The 15,586-nt window shown below is 61.0% G+C and carries 14 protein-coding genes; 10 read left to right on the forward strand and 4 right to left on the reverse strand.

Annotated elements, in window-relative coordinates:
- The first annotated feature begins 96 nt into the window (after positions 1–96).
- The 4 genes from IEV38_RS11930 to msrQ all read left to right on the forward strand — a co-directional run bounded on the left by IEV38_RS11930 (position 97) and on the right by msrQ (position 5,228).
- The gene (locus IEV38_RS11930; protein WP_188396501.1) at positions 97–2,217 is read left to right on the forward strand and encodes a cytochrome c biogenesis protein ResB; all 2,121 of its coding nucleotides are present in this window, start codon (positions 97–99) and stop codon (positions 2,215–2,217) included.
- Positions 2,218–2,355: 138 nt separating this feature from the next.
- The gene (gene ccsB, locus IEV38_RS11935) at positions 2,356–3,483 is read left to right on the forward strand and encodes a c-type cytochrome biogenesis protein CcsB (protein WP_371869872.1); all 1,128 of its coding nucleotides are present in this window, start codon (positions 2,356–2,358) and stop codon (positions 3,481–3,483) included.
- Between the two features lie 121 nt (positions 3,484–3,604).
- On the forward strand, positions 3,605–4,579 hold the full coding sequence (gene msrP / locus IEV38_RS11940; RefSeq protein WP_188396418.1) for a protein-methionine-sulfoxide reductase catalytic subunit MsrP: 975 nt from the start codon (positions 3,605–3,607) through the stop codon (positions 4,577–4,579).
- Between the two features lies 1 nt (position 4,580).
- Positions 4,581–5,228 carry a protein-methionine-sulfoxide reductase heme-binding subunit MsrQ gene (gene msrQ, locus IEV38_RS11945; RefSeq protein WP_188396419.1) on the forward strand — a complete coding sequence of 216 codons (648 nt, stop codon included), beginning with the start codon at positions 4,581–4,583 and terminating at the stop codon, positions 5,226–5,228.
- A 40-nt stretch (positions 5,229–5,268) separates the two neighbouring features.
- Here msrQ and lysA read toward each other — a convergent pair whose 3' ends face one another.
- Complete coding sequence (gene lysA / locus IEV38_RS11950; RefSeq protein ID WP_188396420.1) at positions 5,269–6,555, reverse strand: diaminopimelate decarboxylase; 1,287 nt, start codon at positions 6,553–6,555, stop codon at positions 5,269–5,271.
- A gap of 17 nt (positions 6,556–6,572) precedes the next feature.
- The gene (gene lptM, locus IEV38_RS11955; protein WP_188396421.1) at positions 6,573–6,797 is read right to left on the reverse strand and encodes an LPS translocon maturation chaperone LptM; all 225 of its coding nucleotides are present in this window, start codon (positions 6,795–6,797) and stop codon (positions 6,573–6,575) included.
- A 49-nt stretch (positions 6,798–6,846) separates the two neighbouring features.
- On the opposite strand from lptM, the gene cyaY reads away from it, so the two are divergent.
- Positions 6,847–7,185 carry an iron donor protein CyaY gene (gene cyaY / locus IEV38_RS11960; RefSeq protein ID WP_188396422.1) on the forward strand — a complete coding sequence of 113 codons (339 nt, stop codon included), beginning with the start codon at positions 6,847–6,849 and terminating at the stop codon, positions 7,183–7,185.
- Between the two features lie 8 nt (positions 7,186–7,193).
- Here the strand turns inward: cyaY and IEV38_RS11965 are convergent, their stop codons facing one another.
- Positions 7,194–7,823: a hypothetical protein gene (locus IEV38_RS11965; protein ID WP_188396423.1), complete on the reverse strand. Its 630-nt coding sequence runs from the start codon at positions 7,821–7,823 to the stop codon at positions 7,194–7,196.
- A gap of 45 nt (positions 7,824–7,868) precedes the next feature.
- Positions 7,869–10,217: a penicillin-binding protein 1A gene (locus IEV38_RS11970; RefSeq protein ID WP_188396424.1), complete on the reverse strand. Its 2,349-nt coding sequence runs from the start codon at positions 10,215–10,217 to the stop codon at positions 7,869–7,871.
- Between the two features lie 309 nt (positions 10,218–10,526).
- Here IEV38_RS11970 and IEV38_RS11975 point away from each other — a divergent pair, with 309 nt between their 5' ends.
- From IEV38_RS11975 to IEV38_RS11995, 5 genes are read left to right on the forward strand one after another with little or no spacing between them, the layout of a single operon-like run.
- The gene (locus IEV38_RS11975) at positions 10,527–11,600 is read left to right on the forward strand and encodes a pilus assembly protein PilM (protein ID WP_188396425.1); all 1,074 of its coding nucleotides are present in this window, start codon (positions 10,527–10,529) and stop codon (positions 11,598–11,600) included.
- Complete coding sequence (locus IEV38_RS11980; protein WP_188396426.1) at positions 11,600–12,229, forward strand: PilN domain-containing protein; 630 nt, start codon at positions 11,600–11,602, stop codon at positions 12,227–12,229. Before IEV38_RS11975 ends, IEV38_RS11980 begins: the two co-directional genes overlap by 1 nt.
- A gap of 15 nt (positions 12,230–12,244) precedes the next feature.
- The gene (locus IEV38_RS11985; RefSeq protein WP_188396427.1) at positions 12,245–12,913 is read left to right on the forward strand and encodes a type IV pilus inner membrane component PilO; all 669 of its coding nucleotides are present in this window, start codon (positions 12,245–12,247) and stop codon (positions 12,911–12,913) included.
- A gap of 32 nt (positions 12,914–12,945) precedes the next feature.
- Complete coding sequence (locus IEV38_RS11990) at positions 12,946–13,443, forward strand: pilus assembly protein PilP (protein ID WP_371869873.1); 498 nt, start codon at positions 12,946–12,948, stop codon at positions 13,441–13,443.
- A 44-nt stretch (positions 13,444–13,487) separates the two neighbouring features.
- Positions 13,488–15,536, forward strand: coding sequence for a type IV pilus secretin PilQ (locus IEV38_RS11995; RefSeq protein ID WP_188396429.1), 2,049 nt, complete (start codon positions 13,488–13,490; stop codon positions 15,534–15,536).
- Positions 15,537–15,586 lie beyond the last annotated feature (50 nt).

Here is a 15,586-nt window from a genome sequence, read left to right on the forward strand (position 1 = left end):
CAGCCGGACTGCCCCTTTTTATTCTGGCGGCCGGCAAGACAGTAAAATCGACGCAGGCATGGATAGAGACAAAGAGGAGCAGGTCGCGGCATGACGATGGAAGCGGATACGAGCACGACCGGCTGGCAACTGAATACGCGTCGCCGCTGGCTGGCGGAAAGTGTCGAATTGCTGTCGTCCATGCGTTTCGCCATCAGTCTGCTGACGCTGATCTCGATCGCTTCCGTGATCGGCACCGTGCTCAAGCAGAACGAGCCGATGTCCAACTACGTCAACCAGTTCGGTCCGTTCTGGTTCGAGGTGTTCGGCAAGCTCGATCTGTACGCGGTCTATTCCACCTGGTGGTTCATGGCGATCATGGGATTCCTCGTGATCTCGACCTCGCTGTGCCTGATCCGCAACGCGCCAAAAATGGTGCGCGACATGCGCAGCTGGCGCGACAACGTGCGCGAACAGTCGCTGCGCAATTTTCATTACCGGCGGGAATGGCAGGCTGATGCCGCACCGGAGCAGGTAGTGGAGCAGGCGGCTGCATGCATCACCGCGCACGGCTACCGCAGCAAGGTGGTGGAAAAGGATGGCGGCACGCTGATTGCCGCGCGCAAGGGCACTGCCAACAAGTGGGGCTACATCTTCGCGCATGCCTCCATCGTCATCATCTGCCTCGGCGGTCTGCTCGATTCCGACCTGCCGATCCGCATCCAGCAGCTTTTGTACGACAAGACCCCGTTCGCCGGCAATGGCCTGATCGCGGAAATTCCGGCGCAGCACCGGCTCGGTATCGGCAATCCGAGCTTTCGCGGCAACACGATGATTCCCGAAGGCGGCAGCAGCAGCACCGCCATCGTGCCGCAGCAGGATGGCGTGCTGATCCAGGACCTGCCGTTCTCTATCCGGCTCACGCGCTTCGTCATCGAGTATTACTCGACCGGCATGCCCAGATTGTTCGCCAGCGAGGTGACCGTCACCGACCATGACAGCGGCGCCAGCTTCCCGGCCACCATCAAGGTCAACGAACCGCTTATTCATCGCGGGTTTGCCGTCTATCAGTCGAGCTTCGAGGATGGCGGCAGCCAACTGGAACTGCAGGGTTATGCAATGCGCGGTGGCGCCTACAGAACGTTCGCTCTGGAGGGAACGGTAGGCAATGCGACGGAACTGGGGCCGGATCGCGGTGGCGACTACACAATCGAGTGGTCGGGATTTCGCCCCTTCAATGTCGAGAACATGGCGCAGGAGGGGCAGGATGTACGCGCCGTCAATCCGAATCAGGGCTTCAACCGCCGGCTGGCCGAAGGGCTCGATCGCCATCTCGGCTCGGCGGCGAAGACGGTGGATATCCGCGAATTCCGCAATGTCGGTCCCAGCGTGCAGTACAAGCTGCGCGACCGCAATGGTCAGGCGCGCGAATATCACAACTACATGCAGCCGGTCGAAGTGGATGGCGCTTACGTCTTCCTCGCCGGAGTACGCGAATCGCCGAATGAACCTTTCCGTTTTCTGCGCATTCCGGCCGACGACAACGATTCGGTCGAGGAATGGATGCGGCTGCGCGCGGCGTTGCTGAACCCGGCACTGCGCGAGCGTGCTGCGCGTGCCTATGCGGCGCGTGCGCTGCCGGATGCGCGCGCCGCGGCGGATGGCCTGCGCGTACAGTTGCAGGCGTCTGCCCTGCGTGGTCTGACGATCTTTGCCGGCGACGAGGAGAGTGCCGGCTATGTCGCGGTATCGCAATTCCTGGAACGGATTCCGGCACAGGAACAGGAGAAGGCGGCCGATATCTTCATGAAGATCCTGCATGGCAGCCTGTGGGATCTGTGGCAGTTTGCCCGTCAGCAGGACGGGCTGCCTGCGATTGCGGCTGACGACCGGCATGCGCGTTTCCTGCAACTGTCGGCCAATGCCTATTCCGACGCGTTCTTCTATGGCTCCCCGGTCTATCTGCAGTTGCGCGGTTTCGAGGAGATCAAGGCCTCGGTGCTGCAGGTGACGCGTTCGCCCGGCAAGAACATCGTGTATCTTGGTTGTCTGCTGCTCACGATTGGTGTGTTCTCGATGTTCTATATTCGCGAACGCCGGCTGTGGATCTGGATCAAACCCGAATCCGGCGGCGGGACGCAAGCCATGATGGCGATGAGTTCGCAACGTCAGACGCTGGACTTCGAAAAGGAATTCGACACGCTCGGGCAGCAGCTTGCGCAATCGGGGCGCGATTGACCGCAACAGCTTGAGAAACCGCCGTTGCCCGGACAGGGCGACCTGGCGTGCAGAATAAAAAAGCAGGCAACGATAAGGCAGGCGTCAAGGACGCGTTACCGAAAAGGAGATGGCATGGAGATTGTTCAGGATCGCAGAATGGTGCAACCTGTCGGCTATTTCAGGCGTTTGACGATTCCCGACTGGCTGTATGCAGCGGCATGGCTGATCGGTGCGGTGTTTGCACTGAACCGGTATGGCCATCACATGGATGTCTATGAAGAAACCATTCTGCTGCTGACGGTGCCGACTTTCTCGTGGCTCGGTTGGCACTGGAAATCGGTGCGTTGGCTGTGTGTCCTGCTGGCGGTGTTGTCGCTGTTCGCCATCTCCCTGTACGACGGTTCGCTGGCGGTCGCAGAGCAGAAGTTCTTTCTCAAGTACCTGCTGTCGAGCCAATCCGCGATCCTCTGGATGAGCACGCTGTTCATTCTTTCCACGCTGTTCTACTGGGGCGGCCTGATTGCGCGCTCGGCCACTGGCGGCTCGATCGGCTCCCGCTTGTGCTGGGCGGCAGTGGTCATGGGATTCGTCGGCATGCTGGTGCGCTGGTACGAGTCGTACCTGATCGGCCCGGACATCGGCCATATTCCAGTTTCCAACCTGTACGAAGTCTTCATCCTGTTCTGTCTGGTGACGGCGCTGTTCTATCTGTACTACGAACAGCAATACGCGACGCGCCAGCTCGGCCCCTTCGTGCTGCTGGTGATCACGGCGGCGGTTGCCTTCCTGCTCTGGTACATGGTCTCGCGCGACGCCGGCGAGATCCAGCCGCTGGTGCCGGCGCTGCAAAGCTGGTGGATGAAAATCCACGTGCCGGCCAACTTCATCGGCTACGGCACCTTTGCGCTGGCGGCCATGGTGGCGATCGCCTATCTGCTCAAGGCGCGCGGCATCTTCGTGGATCGTCTGCCGGCGCTGGAAGTGCTGGATGACATCATGTACAAGGCGATCGCCGTCGGCTTCGCCTTCTTCACCATCGCCACCATTCTCGGCGCGCTGTGGGCGGCGGAAGCCTGGGGCGGCTACTGGTCATGGGATCCGAAGGAAACCTGGGCGCTGATCGTCTGGCTCAATTACGCGGCATGGTTGCACATGCGCCTGATCAAGGGCCTGCGCGGGCAGGTCGCGGCGTGGTGGGCGGTGGTGGGTCTGCTGGTGACGACCTTTGCCTTCCTTGGCGTCAACATGTTCCTGTCTGGCCTGCATTCCTACGGCGAGCTGTAACTTTTCGGCGAGCGGCGACGAATTAAGGGGTAACCGTGTTTCATCGCGCCAAGGCGATGAAACATCCTGCGGGGTGCATGGTCTGACTGGTGCCCCGAGCGTCGCCTTCAATGGAGTTGCCATGCTGATCAAACGCCCCCCCAACGGACGCGACCTGCCGTTCGCCTCGGAAATCACGCCGCGCGCGGTATTCGAGTCGCGCCGTACCTTCATCCGCCAGCTGGCGCTCGGCTCGATCGCAGGCAGCGCGCTGTTCGAAATGGCAACGCGCGAAGCCTTCGCTGCGTCGGCGCAGCAACTGGCCACCAAGGCCAATCCGGCCTATACCGTGGCCGACAAGCAGACGGCATACAAGGATGCGACCACCTACAACAACTTCTACGAGTTCGGCACCGACAAGGGCAGCCCGGCGCGCTACGCATCGGCCATGAAGACGCGGCCGTGGACGGTGTCCATCGAAGGCGAGGTCGGCAAGCCGATGACGCTGGACATCGACGCGCTGCTGAAACTGGCGCCGCTCGAGGAACGCGTCTATCGCCTGCGCTGTGTCGAAGGTTGGTCGATGGTGATCCCGTGGATCGGCTATTCGTTGTCGGCGCTGATGAAGAAGGTCGAGCCGACGTCGAATGCGAAGTACGTGCAGTTCGTGACGGCGGCGGACCGGCAGGCGATGAACGGCCTGCGCTATCCGGTGCTGGATTGGCCTTACACCGAAGGCTTGCGCATTGACGAGGCCGCGCATCCGCTGACGCTGCTGACGCTCGGCATGTACGGCGAAGTGCTGCCGAACCAGAACGGCGCGCCGGTGCGCATCGTGGTGCCATGGAAATACGGCTTCAAGTCGGCCAAGTCCATCGTCGCCATCCGTTTCGTCAAGGACCAGCCGCGCACCGCGTGGAATCGCGCGGCCCCCGGCGAATACGGCTTCTATTCGAACGTCAATCCACAGGTCGATCATCCACGCTGGTCGCAGGCCAGCGAAAGGCGTATCGGTGAAGACGGCTTCTTCACGAAGAAGCGTCCGACCCTGATGTTCAATGGCTATGACGATGTGGCATCGCTGTACAGCGGCATGGACCTGAAGAAATTCTACTGAGATGGCGACCGGTTTCAATCCGGCGCCACGGCAACTGCTTGCCATCAAGGCCGGCCTGTTCGTGCTCGCCCTGCTGCCGTTCGGACGCCTGCTGCTGGGAGCGCTAACCGACGCGCTCGGCGCGAATCCGCTCGAATTCATCACCTGGAATACCGGCGAATGGACGCTGTATTTTCTGACGATGACGCTGGCGGTGACACCGCTGCGGCGCTGGAGCGGCTGGAACTGGCTGATCCGGTTGCGGCGCATGATCGGGCTGTTCGCCTTCTTCTATGCATTCCTGCATTTCACGGCCTTCTTCTGGTTCGACCATTTCTTCGACCTGCGCGAGATGCTGCGCGACGCAGTGCGGCGACCGTTCATCCTGGTCGGGTTTGCCGCCTTCGTGCTGCTGATTCCGCTGGCCGTCACCAGCACCAACGCCATGGTGAAGCGGCTGGGCGGGCGGCGCTGGCAGTGGCTGCACCGGTTGATTTATGTGATCGTGCCGTTGGGTTTGCTGCACTTCTGGTGGATGCGCGCCGGCAAGAACAATTTTGCGGAGCCGCTGATCTTTGCCCTCATCGTCGGATTCCTGTTGGCGGTGCGGGTAGTGTGGGCATGGAGAAAGCGCGCAAGGGAACAGATGGCGCGCAGACCGGTGGCCTAGCCAGGAAAAGAAAAAAGCAGATGATTTCATCCGCTTTTTTTCATGGCAGCAGGGATTCCTCCGCAAACAGTTCGGCTGGCAATTCGCGCTTGCGGATCAAATGCACATCCTTGCCGTCGACCATGACTTCGGCGGCGCGGCCGCGTGTGTTGTAGTTCGACGCCATCGTCATGCCGTAGGCGCCGGCGGACAGGATCGCCAGCAGGTCGTCCTGCGCGATCGAGAGTTCGCGTGCGCGCGCCAGCCAGTCGCCCGATTCGCAGACCGGGCCGACCACGTCATAGACTTGTGCCGGCTGCTCGCCTGCCTGCTTGACGGTCTGCACGCCGTGCCAGGCTTCGTACATGGCGGGGCGCATGAGATCGTTCATGGCGGCATCAACGATCGCAAAGTTCTTGGTTTCGCCATGCTTGATGAACTGCACCTCGGTCAGCAGCACGCCGGCATTGCCGACGATGGAGCGGCCGGGTTCGAACAGCACCTTGATCGGCGCGCCGTTGTGCCTGGCAGCCCGCCAGGCATCGATCTTGGCGAACAGGCGCGACAGGTAGTCGCCGACCGCGACCGGCTTGTCGCCGTTGTAGTCGATGCCGATGCCGCCGCCGATGTCGAGGTGATGCACCGTGATGCCTTCCGCCGCCAGCGTGTCGATCAGTTCGATCAGCTTGTCGACGGCCTCCAGCAGCGGCGCGTCGTCGAGCAGTTGCGAGCCGATGTGGCAGTCGATGCCGGTCACTTCGATGTGCGGCAGCGCGGCGGCGACGCGATAGGTCGCCAGCGCATCCTCATAGGCGACACCGAACTTGTTGTCCTTGAGGCCGGTGGAAATGTAGGGGTGGGTCTTGGCATCGACGTTGGGGTTCACGCGCAGTGAAACGGGCGCGCGCTTGCCAAGTTCGGCCGCGACTTCGTTGAGACGGTGCAGTTCGGGGATGGATTCGACGTTGAAGCAGAGGATGTCGTGCGACAGCGCCAGCCGCATCTCGTCGCGCGACTTGCCGACGCCGGAAAAGATCACCTTGCGCGGCGAGCCGCCGGCGGCCAGCACGCGCAGCAGTTCGCCGCCCGAGACGATGTCGAAGCCGGAGCCGAGCCGCGCCAGTACGTCGAGCACCGCGATGTTGGAATTGGACTTGACCGAATAGCAGACCAGCGCCGCCTCGTCGTTGCGGCCGTGGCGGCGGCAGGCGTCCGCATAGGACAGGAAGTTGGCGCTCAGGGCTGCCTTGGAATAGACGTAGGTCGGCGTGCCGAAGCGGCGCGCGATATCGGCCAGCGAGACGCCTTCTGCATGCAGGACGCCGTCTTGATAGGAAAAATGCGACATGGAAAAGCGGGTTGGGCTTACTGGGTAATCGGTGAAGCCGACGGCGTGTACACCTCCGGCAATGTGCTGTCCGGTGCCTGCAATTGTTCGTCGGCCGGTGCTGCCGGCTGCGTGCCGGGCGCAGTCGGATAGGTCGGCATGTACAGCGGACCTTTCACGCCGCAACCGGCCAGCAGGCCAAGAGTGCCGATCACGATGGCAAGGGGGGGCATGATGCGGCGCAAGCCGAAAGCGGACTTCACGATTAGAATCCCGGTTTGGGTAAATGAACAAAACGACTTGGAGTGTAGCATGACCGAATCCGAATTCCTGAAGCAGGCCGAGGCCGTGCTAAACCATATCGAGGCCGAACTGGAAGCGCTGGCCGATGCCGACGCGCTGGACGTCGAGTGCTCGTGCAGCGGCAACGTGCTGGAGATCGAGATCATCGCCAACGGCTCGAAGATCATCGTCAACAGCCAGGCGCCGATGCAGGAGCTGTGGGTGGCGGCGCGCTCCGGCGGCTACCACTTCAAGGCGCAGGACGGCGAGTGGCGCAATACGCGCGACGGCAGCGAATTTTTCGAGGTGCTGTCACGCGCGGTCAGCGAGCAGGGCGGCGTCGCCGTCACCATTGGCAAGCCGGCCTAAGTAGTTTGCTACTGCCACTTTTCATAATTATTTACATCCATATGAACATTGTCCACGTGTGACAGGCGATATTCGTGAGTAAAAAATTGTTGCAACTCAATTTTGGTAGAGCCGACTCCCATGGCCTGAGCTTTCAATAGATATTGCTTCGCTGCTTGAAGATTTGGACGTAAAAACAGCTGAAGTCCGTACTTCAGAACCAAACCTTTCAAGAAATAGCCCATAGCATCGTCTTGTTGTATCAAGTAATCGATCGACTCCATTACGAAATCGGGATTGCTAAGGAAATTACTTCCTGAGGTGCTGGTTGAACCACCGGTGTACGCAGCCAAGGTCAATCCATATAACAGTGGAGCAGAGGTATGCTCAACATTTGTTGATATTTGAGAGCCTATGCGTTTTTGGATGAATTTATAGAATGGTTGAATGCATTCTGCATCAAGTATTAGATGTCTATGTCGATTTACTAACGTAGTTAGAATGTTTGATGCGCGGTCATATGCGACGTTGTAAGTTTGTCGATGGGTATCGGCACAAGTTGTGAGTACCTTTTCTTTGACTCGTACCCACTCGTGCTCCAGATTTTCATCTGTCATGGTGGCAGGATTCTTAAGGCTGCTGAGAAGAGTCCTAAACATGCGCGAAATCCTTAGATTGACAACTGTATTGCACCGGAAAGGCGATTAGAACAACTCGTTCTTGACCTCGTCGCGCGTCGGCTGTCCCTGCCATTGTTCGCCCGGCACGTCGAGGCTGCGTACGCCGAGCCCCGGCGGATTCTCGGCATAGAAATAATCGCCATTGGCCTGGATGATGCCGTCCGGGATGTCGCGCGTGACCATGGGCACGCCCTTGAGCGCCTTTTCCATGTAGCTGATCCAGATCGGCAGGGCGAGGCCTCCGCCGGTTTCGCGGCTGCCCAGATTGCGCGGCTGGTCGAAGCCGATCCACGCCACGCCGACCAGCTCCGGCTGGTAGCCGGCGAACCACGCATCGAAGGAATCGTTGGTGGTGCCGGTCTTGCCGGCCAGATCGGTGCGATTGAGTGTCTTGGCGCGGCTGGCGGTACCGGAGTTGACGACTTCCTTGAGCATGCTGTCCATCAGGAAGGCATTGCGCGCATCGATCACACGGTTGCTTTCGTCGCCGGCCTTGTCGGGCTTGGCCTGCGACAGCAGGCGGCCTTCGGCGTCGGTGATGCGCGAGATCAGGTAGGGATTGACCTTGTAGCCGCCGTTGGCGAAGACCGCGTAGGCGCCCGCCATCTGCAGCGGCGTGACAACGCCGGCGCCGAGCGCCAGCGTCAGGTAGGGTGGGTTCCTGGCCGCATCGAAGCCGAAGCGCGTGATGTATTCCTGGCCGTACTTGGCGCCGATCTTGTGCAGGATGCGGATCGAGATCATGTTCTTCGATTTCGCCAGACCCTTGCGCATGGTCATCGGGCCGTCGTACTTGCCGTCGTAGTTCTTCGGTTCCCACGGCGGGCCGCCGGTGGTGCCGCTGCTGAAGCTGATCGGCGCGTCGTTGATCAGGGTAGATGGCGACAGTCCCTTTTCAAGCGAGGCGGAATAGATGAACGGCTTGAACGACGAACCCGGCTGGCGCCAGGCCTGCGTGACGTGATTGAACTTGCTGCGATTGAAATCGAAGCCGCCGACCAGCGCGCGGATCGCGCCATCGCGCGTATCGGCGGCGACGAACGCCGATTGCACTTCCGGCATCTGCGTCACGCTCCAGTCCTTGCCTTCCTGCATGACACGGATGACGGCGCCGCGCCGGACCTTCTTGCCGGGGGGCGCATTGTCGCGCAGCAGTTGTGCGGCAAAGCGCAGGCCTTCGCCCTGGATGGCGAGCTCCTCGCCGGAAATCAATACGGCGCGGATCAGCTTGGGCGTGGCTTCCAGCACCACGGCCGCGACCAGGCCGTCGCTGTCCGGATGGTTGGCCAGTTCGACCTCGATCGCGTCCTCGGCCTCTTCCTTGCTGTCGGGGATCTCGATGAAGTTTTCCGGGCCGCGATAGGCTTGCCGCTTTTCGTAGGCCATCACGCCGCGCCGCACCGCCAGGTAGGCGGCATCCTGGTCGGCCTTGGTGATGGTGGTGAAAACGTTCAGGCCGCGCGTGTAGGTTTCTTCCTTGAACTGTTCATAGACCAGTTGGCGCGCCATTTCTGAAATGTATTCGGCATGGACGCCGAACTCGCTGCTGTTGGTCTTGATCTTGAGTTCTTCCTCGCGTGCCTCGTTGTACTGCGGCTCGCTGATGTAGCCGAGCATGTACATGCGCTGCAGGATGTATTGCTGGCGCGCCTTGGCGCGCTTGGGATTGACCACCGGGTTGTAGGCCGATGGTGCCTTGGGCAAGCCGGCCAGCATGGCGGCCTCGGCCACCGTGATGTCCTGCAGCTGCTTGCCGAAATAGATCTGTGCGGCGGAGGAGAAGCCATAGGCGCGCTGTCCCAGATAGATCTGGTTCATGTAGACCTCGAGAATCTGGTTCTTCGACAGGTTGCGCTCGATCTTCCACGCCAGCAGGACTTCATAAATCTTGCGCTTCAGGGTCTGTTCGCTGGACAGAAAGAAGTTGCGCGCGACCTGCTGCGTGATGGTGGAGGCGCCCTGCCGCGCACCGCCGCCGAGGTTGTGCAGGGCGGCGCGCGCGATACCGAGGTAATCGACGCCGCCGTGTTCGAAGAAGCGGTCGTCCTCGATCGCCAGCACGGCCTTCTTCATGATGTCCGGAATATGGTTGATGCGCACCAGATTGCGTCTTTCTTCGCCAAATTCGCCGATCAGGACGTTATCTGCGGAGAAAATGCGCAGTGGAATCTTGGGGCGGTAGTCGGTCAGCGAGTCCAGCGCAGGCAGGTTCGGGTAAGCCAGCGCCAGCGCGAACACCAGGATCAGGGCGCCAATCGTTCCCAATCCGGCCACCAGACCGATGAATCCCAGGAACAGACGTAATGCGGTGGAAGATGCGCGTTTGGGCGCCTTGTCGGACTTGTCTTTGGAGGCGGATTTTTGGGAAGCCATGCAAGGGGAAATGAGAGAGGTATCCGCTCCATTATAGCGGCGTGCCTGTGACGATTTAACGAATCCCGCCGAATATCGGCAAAGGTGTTGCGTGGACATTTGGCAACGCATTTGCAAATTTCCGGAAGGAAATGTCTTTACACTTTCCAATTCTTGGCGCTAGGATTTGGAGCAATGTTGCACACAGGCATGCAAATCGCCGGTTCCTGAATGCTTGTCGTCAAAACGCTGTGGCACGGATGTCGGCGCCAGACCGATACAAATAGCGTGACGTTTCAATCAGATAAGAAGATTTGAGGGAGAGTCAGCTTGGCCTTTGATTTCGGTGCCCTGTTCGGCAGGAAGAAGCTGCCGCTGGTCGGTCTTGACATCAGCAGTTCGGGGATCAGGCTGGTCGAGCTGTCCGATGCGGGCAAGAACCAGCTGCGTCTGGAATGTTTTGCCACCGAACCGCTGCCGCGCGGCGCGGTGGTCGACGGCAATATCGAGAACATCGAGCAGGTATCGGACGCAGTGGCCCGCGCCTGGAAGAAGAGCGGCACGCGCGCCAAACAGGTGGCGCTCGGCATGCCGCCAGCCTCCGTCATCACCAAGAAAATCATTCTGCCCGGTTCGCTGTCCGAGGATAACCTCGAGCTTCAGGTCGAGACCGAGGCCAGCCAGTACATCCCGTTCGCGCTCGACGAAGTGCGTCTCGATTTCGACGTGATCGGCCCGGCCGACAATTCTCCTGAAGACATCGAAGTGATGCTGGCTGCGACGCGCAAGGAGAAGGTCGAGGACCGCGTTGCGGTCGCGCAGGCGGCCGGCCTCAAGCCGACCGTGATGGATATCGAATCCTATGCGGCGCGCGCCGCCATCGAGCGCATCACGCGGCAGAAGTCGCAACGCGGCCAGATTCTCGGGCTGTTCCAGATCGGCACCAATGTCACGCACGTCTCCATCCTGCAGGACGGTGAGGTGCTTTATGAGCGCGAGCAGCCGTTCGGCGGTCATTCGCTGACGCAGGATATCGTGCGCAATTACGGCCTGTCCTACGAAGAGGCCGAGCTTCGCAAGAAAACCGGCGATCTGCCGGACGGCTATCAGACCGATATCCTGGAGCCTTTTCTGGAGAACGCCGCACTCGAAGTCACGCGCGCCATCCAGTTCTTCTTCACTTCCACGCCCTACAGCCAGATCGACCAGCTCTTTCTGGCTGGCGGCTGCGCCACCATTCCCGGCCTGGTTGAAACGGTCGCCGATCGCACGCGGATATCGACGGCAGTCGTCAGTCCCTTTGCCGGTATGCAGCTCGGCCCGAATGTGCGCGAAAAGCAGTTGCGTGCCGAAGCGCCAGCCTATCTGGTGGCTTGCGGTCTGGCGATGCGGAGGTTCGACTGATGATCCGTATCAATCTGCTCCCGCACCGGGAGGAAAGGCGCAAGCAGCGCAAGCAGGCATTTGTCGCATTGATGCTGGCCAGTGCCGTGGTCGGTGCGTTGATCGTGGCCGCGGTCGGCGGCTATTTCGCCAGCCGTCTGGCGAACCAGGAAACGCGCAACCAGTACATCAAGGCCGAGAATGCGCGTCTCGATGTGCAGATCAAGGAAGTCGCCACCCTGCGGCAGGATATCGAGGCGCTGAAGGCGCGCCAGCAGGCGGTCGAAGATCTGCAGAGCGATCGCAACCAGCCGGTCTATCTGCTCGACGAACTGGCGCAGCAGGTGCCCGAAGGCGTCTATCTGAAGGCTTTCCAGCAGAACGGCCAGCGCGTGAAGCTCAACGGCTACGCGCAATCGAACGAGCGGGTCTCCGAGCTGCTGCGCAATCTGGGCAACCGTTCTCCGTGGCTCGAGAAGCCGGATCTGGTCGAGATCCGTTCGGTCAGTCTCGGTCAGGGCAGGGGCAACGACGCCAAGCGCGTCTTCGAATTCACCGTCAATGTCGATATCCGCCGCCCGCGTGACATGGAGCCGGCTGCGGCCGAAACCGACAGCGGTGCGCCAGGCAAGCCTGCCAAACGTTCCTGACCGAAGAGATCGCATATGGCAGACCTGAAAAACATCGGTGAAACCGTCAGCGCCCAGTTCCGCGGACTCAACGGCCTGCATCCCGGACAGTGGCCGATCGTGCCGCGTGCGCTGTGTGCGCTCGGCGTGGCAGCGGCCGTGGTGGCACTGGGATGGTTCTTTTACTGGAGCGATCAGATGGAAGACATCGATCGCGCCGTGGCGCAGGAAGCGCAGTTGCGCGACGCCTACAAGAGCAAGGTGCAGCAGGCGGTCAACCTGGAAGCGCTGCGCAAGCAGAAGGAGCAGGTCAACCAGTACGTCTCGACGCTCGAAAAGCAGTTGCCGAGCAAGGCCGAAATGGATGCGCTGCTGTCGGACATCAATCAGGCCGGCCTTGGCCGCGGCCTGCAGTTCCAGTTGTTCAAGCCGGGGCAGGTGGTGGTGCGTGACTACTATGCCGAGCTGCCGATCGACATCAAGGTGACCGGGACCTACCACGATGTCGGGGCCTTCACGAGCGACATCGCCAACCTGCCGCGCATCGTCACCCTGAACAAGCTGAACCTGGTCGCCGGCAAGGACGGCGCGCTGACACTGGAGGCGGTTGCCAAGACCTTCCGCTATCTCGACGACGAGGAAATCGCGGCGCAGCGCAAGGCTGCTGCCGACAAGAAAAAAGCAAAGGGAGCACGGAAGAAATGAACGCCTTTCCGCTTCGTCTGACAGGAACCCTTGTGCTGCTTGCCGTCTTGTCCGGTTGCGGCGGCAGCGACACGGCGGAGCTGCGCCAGTGGATGGATCAGACCCGTGCGCAAAGTCGCGTCTCGATCAAGCCCTTGTCCGAACCCAAGAAATTCACGCCCTTCACCTATGAGGCCAACGGCCGCGAAGACCCATACAGCGCGCGCAAGCTGGAGACTGCGCTCGCGAAGGCGGCCAAGACCGGCGGCATCCGGCCCGACCTCGACCGCCGCCGCGAACCGCTGGAAAGCTATCCGCTCGATACCCTGCACATGGTTGGCACCTTGCAGAAGCCTGGACTGACCTATGCGCTGCTGCAGGTGGACAAGATCATTCATCAGGTCAAGGTCGGCAATTACGTCGGATCGAACATGGGGCGCGTGATCAACATCACCGAATCCGAAGTGCAGTTGGTGGAAACAGTCCAGGACGCGTCCGGCGAGTGGGTCGAACGCGAAGCCAAGCTTGAATTGCAGGAGACGCAAAAATGATGGCGTATCAAAAACAGGTTTCGGGTATGCAGTTCGTGCGAAGTATGGGATGCATCCTGGCGTTCGCGTTCCTGGCAATGGCAGGCCGCACGGCGCTTGCCGCCTCCAATGAAATCCAGTCGATCACCTCGACCCAGCAGGGCAGCAATGTGGTGGTCAAGATCGAACTGAAGAATCCGGTGGCGGCGCTGCCCATGGGGTTCTCGATCACCAGCCCGGCGCGCATCGCGCTCGACTTCGCCGATACGGCGAATGCGACCGGCAAGGGCATGCAGGAAATCGGACTGGGTGACGTACGCAACGTCAATGTGGTGCAGGCCGGCGAACGTTCGCGCCTGGTGTTCAATCTGCAGCGTTCCCTCAACTATGCCACCGCGATCGACGGCAATGCCGTGGTCGTGACCATCGATGGTTCGGGCGGCCCGGCCGCGGCAGTGAATGCATCTGGGCTGCCGGTCGCACCCGCGCAGCAGGCGGCTGGCCGGCATGCGCTGCGCGATATCGATTTCCGTCGCGGCAACAACGGTGAGGGCCGCGTGGTGGTCGATCTGCCGGGCAGCCAGATCGCGGTCGATGTACGCCAGGTCGGCAAGAAGATCGAGGTAGATTTCCTCAAGGCCAGCCTGCCGCAGGTGCTGCGCCGGCGCCTCGACGTTGCTGACTTCGGCACGCCGGTCAACACCATCACCACCCAGCAGCAGGGCGACAACGTGCGCATGCTGATCGAACCGCAAGGCAACTGGGAGCACAGTGCCTATCAGAGCGATACGCAACTGGTGATCGAGGTCAAGCCGATCCGCGAGGAACCCAACCGGCTCGGCATGGGGACCCAGAATTATCGCGGCGAGAAGCTCTCGCTGAATTTCCAGAACGTCGATGTGCGCGCCGTGCTGCAGGTGATTGCCGACTTCACGGGTCTCAACATCATCACCAGCGACACCGTCAGCGGCAATCTGACGCTGCGGCTGAAGGACGTGCCGTGGGATCAGGCACTCGACATCGTGATGCAGGCCAAAGGCCTGGATATGCGCAAGAACGGCACAGTGCTGTGGATCGCGCCGCGTGACGAACTGCTGACCAAGGAAAAGCTGGAGCTCGAGCAGCGCGCGCAGATCGCCGATCTGGAACCGGTGCGCACCGAAACCTTCCAACTCAACTACCAGAAGGCAGAAGCCTTCAAGCAGGTGTTCGGCATCGACGGCGGCAACCGCAGCATCCTGACCAAGCGCGGCAGCGCGGTGGTCGACCCGCGCACCAACCAGTTGTTCGTGACCGACATCGCTTCCAAGCTCGAGGAAATCCGCGCGCTGGTGCAGAAGACCGATATCGCCAGCCGTCAGGTCATGATCGAGGCGCGCATCGTCGAAGCCAGCGATACCTTCAGCCGCGACCTCGGCGCCAAGCTGTCGTTCGGCGTGCGCAACCAGGGCAACTACCAGCTTGGCGGTTCGCAGGCGGCGCCCGGCAGCAACGGCGCGCTGCCGACGCTGGGTAACAGCGCGGTCAGCCTGCCGGCATCGGCCATCAATTCGAACAACCCGGGCACCATCGCGCTGACGCTGTTCAACGCGGCGGCCACGCGTTTCATCGGGCTGGAGTTGTCGGCACTGGAAGCCGATGGCAAGGGCAAGGTGATTTCGAGTCCGCGCGTGATCACGGCCGACCAGTTGAAGGCATTGATCGAGCAGGGCACCGAACTGCCGTACCAGCAGGCGACGAGCTCGGGCGCGACCAGCATCTCTTTCCGCAAGGCCAACCTGAAGCTCGAGGTCACGCCGCAGATCACGCCGGACGGCAACGTGATCCTCGACGTCGACGTCAACAAGGACAGCGTGGGTGCGGAGACGCGTGCCGGCTTCGCGATCGACACCAAGCACGTCAAGACGCAGGTGCTGATCGACAACGGCGGCACGGTCGTCATCGGCGGTATCTTCCAGCAGACCGAGCGCAACAACGTGGCCAAGGTGCCGCTGTTCGGCGACATTCCGGTGGTCGGCAACCTGTTCAAGAACACGCGCCGCGTTGACGAAAAAACCGAGCTGCTGATCTTCCTGACGCCCAAAATCCTCAACGACAAGGTGGCAATCAGGTAGGATGCCGGTTGTAGGCAGCGCCATGTCGGCGTCTGCATCTGGCATGGAAG

Origin of the sequence: Oxalicibacterium flavum (assembly GCF_014635065.1) — a bacterium.
In the GTDB taxonomy this organism is placed as follows: domain Bacteria; phylum Pseudomonadota; class Gammaproteobacteria; order Burkholderiales; family Burkholderiaceae_D; genus Oxalicibacterium; species Oxalicibacterium flavum.